This is a genomic window from Deinococcus fonticola (genome assembly GCF_004634215.1).
GTDB classification, from domain to species: Bacteria; Deinococcota; Deinococci; order Deinococcales; family Deinococcaceae; genus Deinococcus; species Deinococcus fonticola.
Genome location: NZ_SMMH01000051.1, coordinates 1 through 13,029, shown reverse-complemented (window position 1 = coordinate 13,029; position 13,029 = coordinate 1). Strand labels below are relative to the sequence as shown.

The 13,029-nt window shown below is 55.2% G+C and carries 16 protein-coding genes; 10 read left to right on the top strand and 6 right to left on the bottom strand.

The window, feature by feature from the left end:
* Positions 1-131: 131 nt before the first annotated feature.
* The 4 genes from E5Z01_RS17915 to E5Z01_RS17900 all read left to right on the top strand — a co-directional run bounded on the left by E5Z01_RS17915 (position 132) and on the right by E5Z01_RS17900 (position 4,633).
* Positions 132-1,109, top strand: a complete 978-nt coding sequence (locus tag E5Z01_RS17915) for an McrB family protein (RefSeq protein ID WP_338069171.1) — start codon at positions 132-134, stop codon at positions 1,107-1,109.
* Positions 1,106-2,485 carry an McrC family protein gene (locus E5Z01_RS17910; RefSeq protein WP_135230615.1) on the top strand — a complete coding sequence of 460 codons (1,380 nt, stop codon included), beginning with the start codon at positions 1,106-1,108 and terminating at the stop codon, positions 2,483-2,485. The genes E5Z01_RS17915 and E5Z01_RS17910 overlap by 4 nt, the downstream gene beginning before the upstream one ends.
* Before the next feature lie 23 nt (positions 2,486-2,508).
* Positions 2,509-2,904, top strand: a complete 396-nt coding sequence (locus E5Z01_RS17905) for an HNH endonuclease (protein WP_135230614.1) — start codon at positions 2,509-2,511, stop codon at positions 2,902-2,904.
* 445 nt (positions 2,905-3,349) lie between these two features.
* Positions 3,350-4,633: a replication initiator protein A gene (locus E5Z01_RS17900; protein ID WP_135230613.1), complete on the top strand. Its 1,284-nt coding sequence runs from the start codon at positions 3,350-3,352 to the stop codon at positions 4,631-4,633.
* Positions 4,634-4,758: 125 nt separating this feature from the next.
* Here the strand turns inward: E5Z01_RS17900 and E5Z01_RS17895 are convergent, their stop codons facing one another.
* Together E5Z01_RS17895 and E5Z01_RS17890 are read right to left on the bottom strand one after the other, a co-directional pair.
* Entirely contained in the window at positions 4,759-5,316 is a 558-nt protein-coding gene (locus E5Z01_RS17895) for a hypothetical protein (protein ID WP_135230612.1), read from the bottom strand.
* Between the two features lie 98 nt (positions 5,317-5,414).
* On the bottom strand, positions 5,415-5,651 hold the full coding sequence (locus tag E5Z01_RS17890) for a helix-turn-helix domain-containing protein (RefSeq protein WP_167758003.1): 237 nt from the start codon (positions 5,649-5,651) through the stop codon (positions 5,415-5,417).
* Positions 5,652-5,728: 77 nt separating this feature from the next.
* Here E5Z01_RS17890 and E5Z01_RS17885 point away from each other — a divergent pair, with 77 nt between their 5' ends.
* Together E5Z01_RS17885 and E5Z01_RS17880 are read left to right on the top strand one after the other, a co-directional pair.
* Positions 5,729-6,520, top strand: a complete 792-nt coding sequence (locus E5Z01_RS17885) for a hypothetical protein (protein WP_135230610.1) — start codon at positions 5,729-5,731, stop codon at positions 6,518-6,520.
* 68 nt (positions 6,521-6,588) lie between these two features.
* Positions 6,589-7,371: a hypothetical protein gene (locus E5Z01_RS17880; RefSeq protein WP_135230609.1), complete on the top strand. Its 783-nt coding sequence runs from the start codon at positions 6,589-6,591 to the stop codon at positions 7,369-7,371.
* A 23-nt stretch (positions 7,372-7,394) separates the two neighbouring features.
* Here the strand turns inward: E5Z01_RS17880 and E5Z01_RS17875 are convergent, their stop codons facing one another.
* Positions 7,395-7,616 (bottom strand): helix-turn-helix domain-containing protein, encoded by a 222-nt coding sequence (locus E5Z01_RS17875; RefSeq protein WP_135230608.1) that lies wholly within the window; start codon positions 7,614-7,616, stop codon positions 7,395-7,397.
* A gap of 80 nt (positions 7,617-7,696) precedes the next feature.
* Here E5Z01_RS17875 and E5Z01_RS17870 point away from each other — a divergent pair, with 80 nt between their 5' ends.
* Positions 7,697-8,323: a hypothetical protein gene (locus E5Z01_RS17870; RefSeq protein ID WP_135230607.1), complete on the top strand. Its 627-nt coding sequence runs from the start codon at positions 7,697-7,699 to the stop codon at positions 8,321-8,323.
* A gap of 411 nt (positions 8,324-8,734) precedes the next feature.
* Complete coding sequence (locus tag E5Z01_RS17865; RefSeq protein WP_135230606.1) at positions 8,735-9,025, top strand: type II toxin-antitoxin system TacA family antitoxin; 291 nt, start codon at positions 8,735-8,737, stop codon at positions 9,023-9,025.
* Between the two features lie 300 nt (positions 9,026-9,325).
* On the opposite strand, the gene E5Z01_RS17860 is transcribed toward E5Z01_RS17865, so the two are convergent.
* Entirely contained in the window at positions 9,326-9,904 is a 579-nt protein-coding gene (locus E5Z01_RS17860) for a recombinase family protein (protein WP_240738556.1), read from the bottom strand.
* 56 nt (positions 9,905-9,960) lie between these two features.
* Between E5Z01_RS17860 and E5Z01_RS17855 the strand changes: the two genes are divergently transcribed.
* Both E5Z01_RS17855 and E5Z01_RS17850 read left to right on the top strand, forming a co-directional pair.
* Positions 9,961-10,203 carry an AbrB/MazE/SpoVT family DNA-binding domain-containing protein gene (locus E5Z01_RS17855; protein WP_119761585.1) on the top strand — a complete coding sequence of 81 codons (243 nt, stop codon included), beginning with the start codon at positions 9,961-9,963 and terminating at the stop codon, positions 10,201-10,203.
* Positions 10,172-10,576: a type II toxin-antitoxin system death-on-curing family toxin gene (locus tag E5Z01_RS17850; protein WP_135230605.1), complete on the top strand. Its 405-nt coding sequence runs from the start codon at positions 10,172-10,174 to the stop codon at positions 10,574-10,576. Before E5Z01_RS17855 ends, E5Z01_RS17850 begins: the two co-directional genes overlap by 32 nt.
* 154 nt (positions 10,577-10,730) lie before the next feature.
* Here E5Z01_RS17850 and E5Z01_RS17845 read toward each other — a convergent pair whose 3' ends face one another.
* Positions 10,731-11,252 carry a hypothetical protein gene (locus E5Z01_RS17845; protein WP_135230604.1) on the bottom strand — a complete coding sequence of 174 codons (522 nt, stop codon included), beginning with the start codon at positions 11,250-11,252 and terminating at the stop codon, positions 10,731-10,733.
* A gap of 6 nt (positions 11,253-11,258) precedes the next feature.
* A complete protein-coding gene (locus E5Z01_RS17840) occupies positions 11,259-12,899 on the bottom strand; it encodes a polymorphic toxin-type HINT domain-containing protein (protein WP_205750511.1) in 1,641 nt (546 codons plus the stop codon).
* Positions 12,900-13,029: the final 130 nt, after the last annotated feature.

Here is a 13,029-nt window from a genome sequence, read left to right as displayed (position 1 = left end):
ACGCCCTGCTGGCCCAAGTGATTTTGTCCAAGTTGGATCTCTCGGCCCGCTTTGAAGAATTAGAACATCTGCCGTCCAGTCCGCTAAATTTCGGCCTCAAAGCCGCCTAAAACTGCACGAACCATTGAGGTATACCGCTCAATCAAATCCTGTACGGCCCTCCTGGAACGGGGAAGACGTATTCCGTCATTGATGAAGCACTCAAGATTCTTGAACCTTCGTTCTACAGCGCGAACCAAGAGCCGGAACAGCGAAGCGTCCGCAAAGAGCGGTACGACGAGTTGGTTGAGAAAGGCAAAGTCACCTTCGTAACCTTTCATCAGTCCTTTGGCTACGACGACTTTATCGAAGGGCTGAAGCCCGTTATGAAAGGCGACACCTTAGCTTACGAGAGGCAGGACGGCCTGTTCCTTAGAGCCGTGCGAGCAGCAGGTGGCGCGATAGGTGAAGAGTCCGAGCAGACTCCTCAAGCGCACGTTCTGATTATCGATGAAATCAATCGTGGCAACGTGGCTAAAGTATTTGGCGAACTGATTACGCTACTCGAGGATGGTAAGCGCCTGGGACGCGCTGAAGGACTGACCGTGGAACTCCCATTGAGCAAGCGAAAATTTGGCGTGCCAGAAAGCCTATACGTCATCGGCACGATGAATACTGCTGACCGCAGCCTCACGCAGCTGGACGTGGCTTTACGACGCCGTTTTACCTTCAAAAAGGTCTGGCCTGACCCGACACTCCTCCCTAGCGACCTCAAGATTGGCGACGAGACGCTTGACCTACAGGCGTTCCTGAGAACCATCAATCAGCGCATCGAGCAGCGACTCAGCCGCGACCAGGTGATTGGGCATGCCTACCTGCTTGGGCTGCCACCCACGCTTGAGGCCGTCTCAAATGCACTGGAGAACAAGATTCTGCCCTTGCTGGAAGAGTACTTTTTTGAGGACTGGAATAGCATCCGTGAGGTACTCGGAGACGATAAGAAACCGGATAAGGCCGACCAGTTCATTCTGGTCACCGGGGATGCCAGCGCTGACCGCAAGAGCTACGAGTACAACGATGAGGCCTTCAAACGGCTGTCCGCTTTTCAGCAGGTGTACAGCAAGCTATGACGTACGTCGTGGCCCGCGAGTACGACCTGATAGTGCGGGGGCCAAAGCCGGAAGGAAGCGGGCCAGGGGTTCACGCTTTCCCTCCACAGGCGTTCGACGAGCTCAGAACGTTCGTGCAGCGCCCCGTGGCTGGCAAGCAGGGGGAGAGTGAGGTTCTGGCCCGCCCGACCCTCAAAGGAAGTCAGCCTGCCCTTCGCCTACGCCAGTGGGTGGGCGTGATTCGCGTCAGCACTGGGGCAACCCTGGAAATCCTTCCCAAAACCCACGAGCGCTCAGGAAATACTGACACTGAGACGGCCATTGAGCAGAGTCGGGCACTGCTGGTAAGGATGCTCGCAGCAGCAGGGGAGAACTATAGGACGGCCCTTCCAGCTGACCTCGACCCGGCCAGAATGCCCCTGTTCGAGGTCGTCCTCCGATACGCCCTGGAGATTCTGAAGACAGCCATTCGACGTGGAATCCCCCACACCTACCTCAACGTCGAAGAAGAACGTATTGGCCTGCGTGGCCGCCTGAATACGCCCAGGCAAGCCAACCAGCCCCCATACCGGGCGCATCTGCTCCACGTGAGCTATGACGAGTTCCTGCCCGACCGCCCGGAGCCGAGACTGGTGCGTCTGGCACTGGAACGCATCGCCCGCCATACTTTACGCAGCGACAACCGCCGGATAGCCAGGGAGCTGCTCGCCAGCCTGGAAGGGGTACCATCAAGCCGGGAAGTGAAGAAAGACTTCCAGGCCTGGGAACTGGAACGTGGGTACGCGCACTTTACGCCGGCCAAGAGCGTTTGCAAGCTCATCCTGGAGGAATTGAACCCCCTCACGGCAGGGGAGAGGAGCCGGGCGACCGCCGTGCTTTTCGATATGAATGTCATCTTCGAGGAGTACATCGCCGAACTGCTCCGAAAGCAGAATCCGGAGTGGACCGTCAAAACACAGGAGAAAGGAAAATCCCTCGGCCACCGGCTCAATGCCGACGGTTCCAAAGGCAAAGCCGCGTTCCCCATTCGGCCAGATTTACTCCTTGAACATCCGACGCGGCCCCTTATCGTGGCCGATACGAAATGGAAGCGGCTGTCCCCAGATAAACTGACCACCCTCGGTGTTTCCAATGCTGATGCGTACCAGATGGTGGCCTACAGCGAGATTTTCCAATCTACGTCTCAAACCAGAGAGGTCTGGCTCGTTTATCCATGGGTGCCAGATATCCCCACTGGCCCGTTGAACTTTAAGGTGGCAAGTGGACAGACGTTACGCCTGGTCTTAGTTGACCTTGCTCAGGTAACACCAACATTGAACATTAACTGGACTGCTGGTAACACCCTAGATGGTCTGAACGGTCACGAACAGGTACAGGATTTAAAGCCAACCATGTAGCCTGATTTCAAGGAGAGTAAGTCATGAGACGGCGCAAAGTGTACGCACATAGCCGCGACCCAATAACCGGCAAAAGGGTGCTTACTCACCGCCTCCTTGCGGAACAGGTTCTAGGCCGTCCCCTTCTTCCACGCGAGGTAGTTCACCACCGTGATGGCGACAGCCTCAATAACGAACCGGCAAACCTCATTGTGCTCCCCAGCCAGCGGGTTCACGCGCACGCTGAATTTCACTATCGCCGCGTTCAAACCGGGATGCCGAGCCTATTTCCAGAGTACTTCCAGGCAATCCCAGCTGTCCCGCAAGGCAGTCTGTTCGACCATGTCCTGCTCTGGCAAGGGCATGAGCCGCCACTCAAACCACGCGCACAACAAGAGCCGAGAAGCGCCGAGGATATGCCGCTCCTGTTGAACTTTTAGACCAGCACAGCAAGGCGTGAGGCAGGGCTTACCCTCGAAGAAACAGGCTTCCACCCCTCCGGAAATGACTCACAAGTATCGCGGAAATGACTCACAAGTATCGCGGAAATGACTCACAAGTATCGCGGAAATGACTCACAAGTATCGCGGAAATGACTCACAAGTATCGCGGAAATGACTCACAAGTATCGCGGATTCTGGCCCTTAACAGCCTGGAGGGCGCATCAGGGAACGATACTTGTGAGCTGTTTTGACGATACTTGTGAGCTGTTTTGACGATACTTGTGAGCTGTTTTGACGATACTTGTGAGCTGTTTTGACGATACTTGTGAGTCATTTTTCGAACCGTTTTGCGATAAATACGATGTTTTTCACCTCAAAACGGGGCTCTTGAATGACATTCATTCAATTAGTTCTTTACAAATGATTGTTACAATCAAGGACAGTGGACACCCTCCGAATCAGCGAACTTGACCTCACCAGGGCGGGCATCATCAGTGTGCAGCGCACCCTTCCTGAAGGCCGGGATTCCTGGCAAGTGGACTACGAGGTAGGGGGGACGCTCTACCGAATCCAGGGCGATGCCATCTTTGGCCGCCCCCATGGTGTGGATAGCGACGTGCTCCTGGCATTACAGACCCTGTTTTTCCGCGCTGGTTGCCCTCCGAATGACCGCATGGAAGTGTACCCGTCCGAGATTCTGGAATTGACGACCCTCGCCAACTCAGGGAAGTCTTACCAGCGCCTACGTGATGGCCTGGTGCGGCTCAGCGGCGTGAAGTGGAAAATGTTGCAGAGTTCCTGGGACGAAAAGCGTCAGAAGAACGTTGGAAGTACTTCAGTTCTAGGTCTCATTTCAGAGCTGCGCCTCCTGGACACCAGTGGGGAACACCGACCATTTGAAGACCGCCAGCTTGAGGAGCGCCTGCCCATCGAAGTGGTGTTCTCGCCGACTTTTGCTGACTCCATCCGAGCGGGTCTCTATCAGATGCTGGACGCCGAGCTGCTCTCCCGCCTGACACAGCCGCCAACCCGCAGCCTGTACCGCGTCATTCAGGCGCACCGGGTGCAAAAGAACGGTTCGCTCACTTCAGAATTACAGGTTCCGCTCAGGGACTGGGTCAGGGCCTGCGGCATCGAAGAGGGGAGGGTTGGGAACGCGCGTCGGGTTCTGGAACTGTCCCACACGCAGCTGCAGGAGCAAGGCTACCTCAAGGCTGCTGAATTCTCGGGACGTGGATTTAACGGCACAGTGACCTACAGGTTCAACAGCCTGCCCCAACCCGCCTTAACGGAACTGCTGATGAAGCATGGTGTGTCACGGCCAGTGGCGGAGTCCCTGTCTGCGGACTACCCGGAGCGAATTCCGACGGCAGTTCGACTGGTGGAGGAGAAGATTGCCGCAGGCTGGAAAGCCCGCTCACTCTCCGCTTCCCTGGTCGATGCGGTGAAGGAACCAGGGAAATGGGGTTACGCCGCTCCTCAGAAGGACGTAAAGGCCCCGCCAAAGAAAAAGCAGACCGTGACTCCGGATGAAGCCCCGCTTGACCTTAAAACGGTGGTAGAGAGCCTTATGAAAGTCAAGCTGGGGCGTCCCCTCTCCCCAATGGCTCAGGACGCTCTGGATGCCTTAACAGAGGAAGGTCTTCAGGCCATCAAACAGGCTCTGATGAAGCCCAAGTCAGAAGCACTTCCCCTGGTTCAGGCACTACTTTCAGCCCCACTTTGAGACCCATATGAGGGAAAACACGTTTTGCCTACTGAACAGCTTTTTCTCTGAAAACGGCCCAAAGGTGTCGGGAAACTGTGGGGCCGTAAAGGCACAGACTAAAGCTTCGAGGACGTGCCTCCTGCCTACTCCAGCATGTATCCGATGTTGCAGCCCAGCGGCACAGCTACTCCACCAGGTTCAGAGAGGACATACGGGAGACAGACGAGGACGCCGTCTTCCCAGCCGGCCCACATGAGGCACAGTTCCTCGGCGAGCAGGCGGGTGGCCCTGGCTTCTTCCAGGACGTCCTCGATTTCACGTTGGTGGGGGAGACAGCTGTCAGGACGCATCAGCCAGATTCCCGTCCAGTCAATGTCTGGATGGCACTGCTGAAAGGCGTCACTTGCGCCGAGCAGGTAACTCGCATCCAGGTCAAACAGGGGCCGCGGGCCATACCCGGCAGGCAAAGCATGCTCAATCTTCAGGCTGGTGCCCGCTCGGTATCCGAACAGCGCACCGAACTGATAACTGCCGCCGCCTTCAAGTCGGGCGTGGAAAAAGGGGAGGAGCGACCGGGCGCACTCGACTCGTGCCAAGGGGTCTTCCGCCGCCAGGCCGTGCCTGACGGGCTGGCCGTAGAGGCCCAGATAACGCTGCTGTGCCCGATTCAATCGCATCTGGGCGTAAGGGGTATCATTCATCTCGTCTCCAACACATTTGGATTCCTGGCAAGGGCCTTAGTTTCGAAGGCTCAAGCCCTTGTCAGGTCATTTCAGCGTGTGGACGCGAGGGTGAATTGTCAACTTCCAGGGGGTGAATCGTCGCTGCGGCCAAGCATGTCGACCAGTTCCACCCCGAGCGCCTGGGCCAATCTCTCCATATTGTCCACCCCGACATTGCGTTCTCCACGTTCGACCGAACCGACGTAATTGCGGTGCAGGTCTGCTTTCTCGGCCAGTTCTTCCTGGGAAAGACCTTTCTCCTGGCGGAGGCGGCGCAGAGCGTCGGCGAAGCGTTGACGAGCGGTGGATGGCACGCCATCCACTATCAGAAGAAGTCGGTCTCCTCTCTACACACTAAAGTGTTGAACACGATAGTGTGTAAACTGGGGATATGCAGGCTCAGACCATCCCCCAGCACCACTGGCCCCTCTGTGAGCAGCTGATCATCTCTGCGATCAAAATCATCGGCCAGCTCGGCGTGGAGGATGAAGCGGCGCGCGGCATAGTGCAGGAGCAGGCTGAGCTGCTCCACGCTGGGTTGGGACAACTGCTCACACGCAAGCAGTATCAGGTGGCCGCCTTAAGAGCCACCCGGATTGTCGACGAGCTCGTCGCGCTGGAGACCGACCACCAGATGTCCTTTCTGGCTTTGCTTGCTCAGGCGGCGTTTCAGTATGTCCAGCCTGGCACGCTCGAAGACGTGGCCTCCAACCTGGCTGCTACGCTGCTGACGACGCCGCTGAGTGTGGCCATTCTCGAAGGGCCGGATAAACCGCTACCGACTCCCAAACAGCCCGAACCGCTGACCAGGCGGGACAAGATGTTGCTGTTCGTGCTCGGGTTTATTGGCTCTTCCCTGTCGTCAGGGGTTCCTTTGCATCCCGTCGTTCTTGCACAACTTCGGCAAGTGCGGCAGTTTTTCGCCGACCAGCAGGAGCAAGCATCCAGGCTCAGCCAGAGGCATCAGGAGGCCCTCGAGGCGGCGCTTCAGGGCTTCCAGGAACCATTCCCAGCAGAGGTTCCACTCACCCATCACTGGCATCACCTGACGTGCGCGGCGCTTGTTCCTACGCTGTCGGAGTACCGCTCCGACCAGCCCTCGGCTCTTGTCGATAGCGTCATTCTGAGAGCACTGGACGCCCGGATGGGGCTTGCTCAGGCCGCGACCGTCACGCTGCATTAGCAAAAAGACCCCGGCTGGCATCCATAGAACACTAAAGTGTTGAACACTTTAGTGTGTATCCTATTACCATGCAGTCTCTGATGGTTCGAGAAAACGACTGGCCGAAAATCAAGGCTTGCGTGATAAGCGCGGCTAAACTCATCGGTCAACTGGCCCATCCGACCAGTTCAACCACCCTGACGGAGCAGACCACGCTGCTGCAGTCTGGCCTCAAGAGACTCTTGACCGCTGAGCAGTTCTCAGCTGTGACCGTTCAGGCCCGTGACAATATGGCCATCCTCGAGTATCAGCCGTCCGATTTAATCGGCCTGGTCTGTCAGGTGGCGTGCGGTGAGATGCGCCCCACGACGACTCCGCTCCAGGTCGTGGCCATTAAGCTGATGACGGTTCTGCTGAGCAGTCCGGCCTACGTTGAGCAAGGGCCAGACCAGGCCTCGACCAGGGGGCCTCGCTCAGTCAGTCTGACGCGCCATGACACGCAGCTCTACGAAACACTGGCCGTTCTCGACCTGGAGGCGTTTCAGCTGCCGTCTGGACTCTTGCCCGTTTTGACAGCGCGGATTGGAGGCACGCAGGATGCATATATCGACCAGCTGCTCCTTGCGCCACCACTTGACGATGCGGCCTACGACAAGGCGATGCAGCTCATCGCCCCTTTTTTCGAGCGATATCCGGCGGATGTCCCAGCGGCTCAACACTGGCACCGGCTGGCCTGTGCCGCGCTGGCCCCAGCCCTGGCGTCGTACGACTCGCATCAGCCGTCACCGGTGGTGGCACGGGTGCTCATCAAGATTCTGGACAGCCAGCTCGACCTCGACCATGCCTACACGCTCCAGCGGGCGTATGGCTAACGTGCCTTCCTTCTACTTCCCTTTCACAACAACTCTCTCAGCTCAACCCCGAGGCCCTGGGCGAGTTTCCACATGTTGTCGACCGCGATGTTGCGGTGCCCGCTCTCGACCTGGCTGATGTAACTCCAGTTCATGCCGGAGGCTTCCGCCAGGTCTTCCAGGGTCATGTCTTTCGCTCGCCGGGCCGCCCGCAATTTCTTCCCGAAGGTCAGTCGGGCAGGAGACGCTTCGGCTTTGGCGGTCATCCCTCAAGCGTCCCGTTTTGCCTCTCCTTACTCCATTGAATCCGCGTAAAAAAGCTTTGAATCCTGGTTATAATCAGAGAGTGAAACGGTCTTTGCTTCTCTTGACACTCCTGGCTGGCATGGGCCGTGCCGAGGCCGATGAGGCCAACTGCGCGACGATGCTGCTCACCGGCACCAGTTTGTCCTACACCACCAAGGGCACTTTCCCGGCCTCACCAGAATCCAGGAGATTCAAATTCCTCGACGACGATAGTCCCGCCCCGGCCCAGAAAGCCTGTGGGCTGACCTTTACGCCCGACCGTAAAGCCGGTGCGGTGACTATCAGTGCCCCCTCCTTCAAGCCGTTCAGTCAGCTCCTGGGTCACCTGGCCCCTCCCACAGCTAAAGCCCGCCTGGATATTCAAAACTCCCTGGATATGGCGGAGCAGCACATCTACTTCGACCCAAGTAAGCGTACCCTCGGTTTCAAAGGCCAGAGCACGTCTGAGCACCAACTTGTCGCTGCCGTCAAAATCGATGGTGGGCCGCTTAAGCCCTTGTATTACGACGGCAAGGTCACTCCAATCACCTACCCGACGAGTGCGAAAAAACTCGACGTGTACATGAGTGCCAACAAAGCCTTTGTGCTCTTCTGGCAGCGGGCAAGCATCAACCTCAAATCGCCCAGCATCACGATTTACAGGAAAGCAGCCATGCCGAGCAAGTAAATGCCGTGGCTTGAGAGAACGACTCCATCGGTAAAAGCGGCGAGCGGCCAAATAACCTCACGAGAGCCCAGAAGGTACGATGACTCCATGAAAAAGAATAAGATTGCCCTCCTGCTCATGACCGGTCTGTGCTGCGTGCTGCTCAACTCCTGTTCCCTGAATGGCCTCAACAACGGTAATCCAATCTGCAGCCCTGAACAACAGGCACAGGATAAGTGCCCCAAATAACCGAACCGCTGCTCCTTCCACTTCCCGCGATGCCCCGGCGGTGAGCCTGGCCCTCTTCCTTTTGGAGTCCAGTCTTCGTGGGCTTGTCTTCCGGGGCTTCACCCGTCGTAGCCGTCTTTTTGCGCCGCCTACGACAGGGATTCACCACTTTTTCAGCCATAATCACTGTAAAGGGGGAGGGGGATGACCACCAATGAGACGGAGCAAATTGAGCTGCGGCTTTCCAGTGGGCAAAAGCGCCTGATTGAGCAGGGTGCGGCCCTCCAGGGACTCAGTACCAGTGACTTCACCCTTCAGAGCGCGTTACAGGCCGCCGAGGGGCTGCTTCAGAACCAGCAGACAATCATGCTGTCCCCGGAAGGCCAGCAGGCTTTTCTGGCGGTTCTGGAAGCACCACCGGAACCAACCCAGGCCCTGAAGGACGCTGCCAGGTTCTCTCAGGAGAACGACGTGGTGGATGACCTGAAGGTGTAGGTTTTATTGCAATCGTGAGTGACCCCAATTCGCTTGGAAGTCCGCTGCAGGCCACCGTGCACACCTCTTGAAAAGCTCATTGACCCCGCCCTTCAGGGCGGCGGTCAGAACGGCGAATATCCCTGCTCAGAACAGCGGGGACTTCTTGTCTTTTCTGGTCTCGATTTGACTTTCAGTAAAAATATTTTGAATTCAAGCTGTCTTCTGACATGCAGCGTTGTTCGACCTCAGCTACATATGCCAAAGACTGATGCCTATGTGGCACTCGGGCTGACTTATGCTTTGAATTCCCCACAACGTCTAGGTCAGTGAATTTCGCTGGAGCAACCTGCTGACTGTTGAAGGATGAATCCCGAAAAGTCGAGCGCAATCAGCAGCAGTGCGGCGGCCAGACTGCACGGCTTCCACGATTTCCTTCTCCTGCTGCGCGGTGAGCTTGGGGCGGCGGCCACCGATACGGCCTTCAGAACGGGCCTGTTCCAGACCCGCCTTGGTGCGTTCCCGAATCATGGCGCGCTCAAATTCGGCAAAAGCTCCCACCATCTGCATCATCATTCGCCCTGCAGGGGTGGTGGTGTCGATATTTTCAGTGATGGAGCGAAAGCCAGCGCCTTTCTCTTCGATTCTTTCCATCAGGGTCAACAGGTCTTTTAGACTGCGGCTGAGACGGTCGAGCTTCCAGACGACGAGCACATCTCCCTCGCGGAGCTGCTCCATCATCTTATGGAGTTCAGGTCTGTCCCATCGGCCACCAGAAGCGCTTTCTTTGAACACCTTCTCAGCCCCAGCTTCCTTCAAAGCTTTGAGTTGGAGGGCAGTGTCCTGGTCTTTGTCTTTGGAGACTCGGGCGTAGCCGATGTGCATGCTCAAGGCTTGCACAAATACATTGCAGAGAGAATCCCGCAACTTCTGTACGAACGTGGTTAGAATGAAGCATGCGGAAGACGCTCTCTCGAATCGGCAATAGTGAGGCCCTTGTCATCACCAAAGAAATGAAGGAACTGACGGGTATAGGGAGTGAGGTGCAGGTCGAGATTCAAGGGAATGCCATCATCATCACGCCTGCTCAGGCCGCTGAGCGGCCTGAGACGCTGGAGCGCCAGAAGCGTTTCGCAGAAGCCCGTGACCAGGTGCTGAGTGAATACGATGACCTGTTCCGTCGGCTGGCTGATGCCTGAAGGGTTGACCCGAGCAGAAGTGGAAGAGCTCCATAACGCTCAACTTGAGCGTTATGGAGGTTCACCCGGACTGCGTGACCCTGGACTGCTGGAGAGTGCGCTGGCGCAGCCTGTTCAGGAGTTATTCGGACAGTTGCGCCATCCAAGCGTGGCGGCTCAGGCGGCAGCCTATCTGTATTACCTTTCGCGTGCTCACGCCTTCATGGATGCGAACAAGCGAACAGCCTTGAGTTGCGCCTTGGTGTGGCTGGCTTTACATGACCTGCGGTTGCGCCTGAATCAGGATGAGCTGTTTGACCTGACCCTCGCCGTGGCTCAAGGGCAGTTGTCGCTCGAAGAAACGGTGGAGCGCTTCGAACGTTCAGTCTGGTGACTCATCAGCTCATGAGTCCTGCAAAAACCTATTGCCATTCGTTTTAGTTCTGCAAAAGGTTTTTGCAACGGGAATCTGCCGTTTTCGTCGCCCAACCGAAATTGTTGCGGAAACGTTCGTTTGGGCAAACTCGTCCGATACTCTAAAATTAATTTCAGTATAGAGGAAATGTATGGGAATGCTGTGAAATATAATGAACATCTGGTGTCATCGCCAATAACTCCTTAATACTGCCTGCGACGCGACTTATTGATTCGCCGTCAATATTAATAATCCACACCGAACCATCAACACCCATGTAGATTGTCAGAAGCTCGCTCCGATCACTAATTGGTCTATTTCCGGTTAAAATGTTACCTCCATTGTTCTTAAAATCGATCGGAATTGGGTCGAAATAGTAAAGTACTCCGATCTCGAACACGGGCAATTGAAAACCATCTGTTGCGCGGCTTAATAATGAAGAATAACTATTATCTCTTAGAGGTGAGACTTCTAGTGAGTTGAATTTGTACCCGCACGCCATTAGATATGGTTTACCTCGGATTTCCCCTATTTGTTCAGCTTTAACCACCATGCCTTCGTAAATACTCAATTGGTATAGCGCATCCTCGGATATTTGAAGAGTTGGATACTTAACTTGGATGGCATCTTTTATTAAATCGCGGTTTGTAATCATATATACCTAGAAATGAAATAAGAATTCGATTAGATCTTGGTATTCATCGGTTGGCGCAAATCTATAGTTGGTTGTTTTGCAGATATCACACCTTTTCTTGGGAAGGACTTTTAAAACAGTCTGTCCATTCTGCTCCACAAACCTCACATTGAACGAATAGGTGAAGTAATCTTGTGCGTTGAATTTCTCTGCAGAGTTCCCAATAAGAATGGAACATCCCCTGGCTTCAGAGCAATTCCCAGCGCCCGAGCTTTTATATTCACGGTTTTGCGCCAGGACATCCGCGTAAGCACTCTCATTTGTCTCGTATTGTGAAGCCTTATAGTCCATTCGTTCACCAGAGACGCTATTGACTTCTTTTCCCGTCTTTGTGTCAGCGACTATACCATATGCGCGTCTTTGAAATTCTGTCCTTAGTTGTGCTTCAGTGAGCGGTTTTGCACTCTTGGAATTTTCTAGGACAAGGGTCGCCCACCTATCTCTTGCCTGTCTAGCAACGATGGATGCTGCATCTTGGACGGTATATGGTACTGTTGCCCCGTCGAAAGTCTGTTTAACTGTTCTTGCCTTGTAAGCAAGATCGGTGCCAGCATTTACTGCAATCGGCGCATCAACTTGAGTAATCGAGCCATAAGCTCGAGGTCTTGCCAAATCAGCGCAAGCCGACAAACTTTCATTGTGAACCAACCAACTATTGACTCCGACGAAGAACGTGTGGGCTTGCTCAACGGTGAGATTAAACATTTGAGCTGTACGTGTCGAAGTCGTTACATTCACAACTTGCCCTGCTGCTTTCCCATCTCGTTGCAGTTGGTCGCTGTTGGAGAGCTTTCCTGCTTCAATCCATTTGCCTGAGGTGGTGTAGAACAAGTGCCTCGGAGTGGTCGTAATTTCTTCTCTCTGTCCACCGCTGGTGACCAAGGACAGAACCGTTACTTCAGGGTCGTAGTTCTGGTGAACTGCCGTGACGGGGTAGTAGCCTTCTTCCTTCAACTGCTCGTTGAACGCTAAGACCCGCCTGCCAACCTTGATCTGATCAATGCGTTGTAACCCGGCAATGGTTTTGACCAGGGTATCTGGCGAGAATGAATTGGGCAGGTACTTGCACGCCACCAGCAATTCAGCATTGTTCATCTTCTCATTGGGTAAGTGGTTGTACCCATTGGCGGCTGTCCAGTCCTCCACCTCTTTAACGGCTTTATCCGCCATGAGGCGAGCTTCTTCTTCAGTCCGTCCGCTCGCTTTAATCGTATCTGACAGATCATCAAAGGCATCGAAGCAAATCTGGCTGTTGCATTCGTTGAGGAGTTTCGTGGTGTTCTCGCCCAGCTTCGGCGGAATGGTCTTGATGGCTTCCTCGGGGAGTTTCCCGGCAGTGGCCGCGACGGTCATGGCTTCATCCGCTGCTTTCACCACTGACTTGGAACCGCCCATCAGGCCCTTCACCCAAGTGGCGGTGCCGTCAACCACTTGCCTGCCGACTTTCATGACGCTATGCACGACAGGTGTGGCGTCAGCAATCAGTGCGCCACCCATGGCCCCCAATTGAAAGCGTTCCCCGGCACTGATGTGACCGTCTTCCCAGGCTTTGTTGATGGCGGCAACGTATTCTTCCCGGTGCTGGTTCCACAGGATGGGAATGAACATGTCATACGGAACTAAATTGAGTTCAGAACATTTCGAATCCAAGGGAAGAAGGTGAGCGAGCGAACCACTGAAGGATTGGCCATCAGGCGCTGGCACTCCTGACTCAACACCTCCTCGACCTCATCCAGGG

Bases quoted from the DNA above. Each gene is read 5' to 3' on its own strand.
- E5Z01_RS17855 (WP_119761585.1), top strand. From the start codon at position 9,961: ATGCGGAAGACGCTCTCTCGAATCGGCAATAGTGAGGCCCTTGTCATC.
- E5Z01_RS17865 (WP_135230606.1), top strand. From the start codon at position 8,735: ATGACCACCAATGAGACGGAGCAAATTGAGCTGCGGCTTTCCAGTGGG.
- E5Z01_RS17885 (WP_135230610.1), top strand. From the start codon at position 5,729: ATGCAGGCTCAGACCATCCCCCAGCACCACTGGCCCCTCTGTGAGCAG.
- E5Z01_RS17875 (WP_135230608.1), bottom strand. From the start codon at position 7,616: ATGACCGCCAAAGCCGAAGCGTCTCCTGCCCGACTGACCTTCGGGAAG.
- E5Z01_RS17845 (WP_135230604.1), bottom strand. From the start codon at position 11,252: ATGATTACAAACCGCGATTTAATAAAAGATGCCATCCAAGTTAAGTAT.
- E5Z01_RS17910 (WP_135230615.1), top strand. From the start codon at position 1,106: ATGACGTACGTCGTGGCCCGCGAGTACGACCTGATAGTGCGGGGGCCA.
- E5Z01_RS17850 (WP_135230605.1), top strand. From the start codon at position 10,172: ATGACCTGTTCCGTCGGCTGGCTGATGCCTGAAGGGTTGACCCGAGCA.
- E5Z01_RS17840 (WP_205750511.1), bottom strand. From the start codon at position 12,899: ATGTTCATTCCCATCCTGTGGAACCAGCACCGGGAAGAATACGTTGCC.
- E5Z01_RS17880 (WP_135230609.1), top strand. From the start codon at position 6,589: ATGCAGTCTCTGATGGTTCGAGAAAACGACTGGCCGAAAATCAAGGCT.
- E5Z01_RS17905 (WP_135230614.1), top strand. From the start codon at position 2,509: ATGAGACGGCGCAAAGTGTACGCACATAGCCGCGACCCAATAACCGGC.
- E5Z01_RS17895 (WP_135230612.1), bottom strand. From the start codon at position 5,316: ATGAATGATACCCCTTACGCCCAGATGCGATTGAATCGGGCACAGCAG.